General features: G+C 50.2%; 2 protein-coding genes and 1 pseudogene. 2 read left to right on the top strand and 1 reads right to left on the bottom strand.

Annotation, left to right across the window (positions count from 1 at the left end):
- The first annotated feature begins 387 nt into the window (after positions 1-387).
- Complete coding sequence (kefG, locus tag CINSTRO3249_RS15055; protein ID WP_074013828.1) at positions 388-951, top strand: glutathione-regulated potassium-efflux system ancillary protein KefG; 564 nt, start codon at positions 388-390, stop codon at positions 949-951.
- Positions 941-1,087 (top strand): annotated as a pseudogene (locus tag CINSTRO3249_RS15050) (hypothetical protein); the annotation flags it as partial. The gene kefG and the pseudogene CINSTRO3249_RS15050, both read left to right, overlap by 11 nt.
- Before the next feature lie 9 nt (positions 1,088-1,096).
- Here CINSTRO3249_RS15050 and CINSTRO3249_RS15045 read toward each other — a convergent pair.
- The coding region (locus CINSTRO3249_RS15045) for a flagellar biosynthesis protein FlhF (protein ID WP_254304262.1) at positions 1,097-2,456 on the bottom strand (1,360 nt) is incomplete at its 5' end.

Genomic DNA, 2,456 nt, shown 5'->3' with positions numbered 1-2,456 from the left:
TGCTCATGCTGAGTTTCCAGCACTAGATTAACTGCCCGTTCACGGACTTCCGGAGAGTAACGTTTGGTCGTTGTCATAGAGACCTCCACTTTTAAAGTATAGACTCTAATTTATCCGGGGTGATTCATTCTTTATCTGACATAGTCACCAACATCCGAATGTCCTTGTTGCAGCAAAAGGGTTTTATCCTTTATGACGCAAAAAGTGACATTTCTAAATGGTTAAAAAGTGACATTATAATATTGGTGCTACAATCATAAAGCGCCGTAGTTAGAGTATGTTAAATTGACATAGTTGAATGTTAAACAGGATGTCGCGTCCTGATTTTACTTTGCGAAGCATGGTAGCGGAAATCCTGCTGCCTGACGACGCTTTGGAGGGGAATTGATCTCTGAGCCGCCCAAAGTTTTGCTGTTGTACGCGCATCCTGAGGCACAGGATTCGGTGGCGAACCAGGTGTTACTCAAGGCTGCGGCGACGCTCGGTCATGTCACCGTACATGATCTGTATGCGCATTATCCGGATTTTTTTATCGATATACCTCACGAACAGCAGCTACTGCGTGATCATCAGGTAATTGTGTTCCAACACCCGTTATACACTTACAGCTGCCCCGCGTTGCTCAAGGAATGGCTGGATCGCGTGCTGACCCGCGGCTTCGCCAGCGGCATCGGCGGCGACGCGCTGGCCGGCAAACACTGGCGGTCGGTTATCACCACCGGCGATGCCGAAAGCGCCTATCAATCCGGCGGCACGTTAGGGGTGGAGATGACCGATATCCTGCGTCCTTTCGCTCTGACCGCCGCACTGTGCCGCATGCATTGGCAGCCGCCGCTGATTATTTATTGGGCGCGGCGCCAGGGGGCGGCACGTCTTGCCCGCTGCGCCGACGATTATGCGCGCTGGCTGTCGTTACCTTTGACGTCGGAGGGCGAAGGCCATGGAAAGTAGTCCCTCTTTTCTGATTGCGGTGGTGCTGTTTCTGTTCGCCGCCGTCGTGGCGGTGCCAATCGCGAAACGTCTCGGCATCGGCGCGGTGCTGGGCTATCTGGCCGCCGGTATCGCCATCGGCCCCTGGGGCATAGGTATCTACACATCAGGGAGGAGGCTTAAGAGCAACTCTCGCTAAATGAGTAAGTTCTTCCAGACTATATTCCGATAATAATTTTAGTGTATTCAACAAGATGGATAGGCCAGCGAGCAGAGCAGGAGCGCTCTCTCTGCGGCCTCGCTTTTGCTGTCGTCCTGACAAGCGACATATCAGCTGGCGGGCTGCCGCATTTTCTTCTCCTTCAGCGCGTTGCAGCCGCCATACCAGAACAGCAGCCATACTGGCTATTAACAACCTGCGTAGTACGGCTGGCGCGCTGCGCTGAAGCCATGTTTCTACGTCATGTCCGGCACCTTTCAGCAACTTAAAAAATGATTCAATATTCCAGCGCCAGTAATACCAACGAGCTACTTCCTCGCAGGTGATCTCGCTGCAAACGTTTGTAAGCAGCGTCCAGCGTCCCACCACATTACCGAGATCATCCGTAAGCCGAACAACAACCAATCTGACCGTCAGAGGCTCTCCAGGTTGGATTTTTATGCGGCGGCCGGTTTCTTTATCTTTACGCTTCTGCTGCGCAGCTCGGGTTATGACTATCGAGGTTTCACTGATTTCCATATCAGCTTTTTTCCCTTTCCAGTCTACCTGTCCGCATCCGTTGTATGGCAGAAGAGCAGCAATCTCACCAATTTTCAATGAATTACCTTGCCACTCTGCACCATGTCCTTCTTTTCCTCGGATAAGCCAGCATATTCCTTGAGTACTCAACGTCCGCATATGTCCAATAGAGTCACCCTCTCTATCAATTATATGAATCAGCTTTTTACCTATATTAAGCGATTCCACACGGGCAATATCGGTCGTCAAGGCGTCCATATGTGTCTGCCGTTCGGACAGTCCTTCCGCCAACGTTGAATGACAACCGGTTGCATCGGTAAGTGTCTGAGATAGAGGCGCTATTGGCAAACCCGTGCCAGCATCAACCAGCAAGCTGCTTTGAAGTTCATATCCAACATCGCCACCGTGCGTCATTTTTAAGCGTCCGTATTTGGCATGATGGTAAAGAAATTGTAAACGTGACCAATCATGAACAACGAGAGCGTATGGATGCGGGCTAAGCGAAATTTGCTCAAGTGCTAGCGAAATAATTGGCTCATTGAGTTGACTGAAGCTAATTCGCTTATTATTCAGAAAACGCCAGACAGCTTGGGTAGTTGCGAAAGTTGATTTTTGAGCACTTGCGAGGTCTTTAACCGCAGAAGCAAGAAGAGCCGCGGGCGTCATATGCTGTTTAACCAGCGTCTGATATCGGCGGGTAAGGCGAGAGTCAATCCCGCCAACAGATAGGTTGAAATCATTCTGCAAAGTAATAACAGGTATCACGATAAATGTGTAGATACCTATG

The organism is Candidatus Sodalis sp. SoCistrobi (assembly GCF_900143145.1).
In the GTDB taxonomy this organism is placed as follows: domain Bacteria; phylum Pseudomonadota; class Gammaproteobacteria; order Enterobacterales; family Enterobacteriaceae; genus SoCistrobi.
The sequence above is the reverse complement of the archived record's forward strand: the minus strand, read 5'-3'. Positions and strand labels throughout refer to the sequence as shown.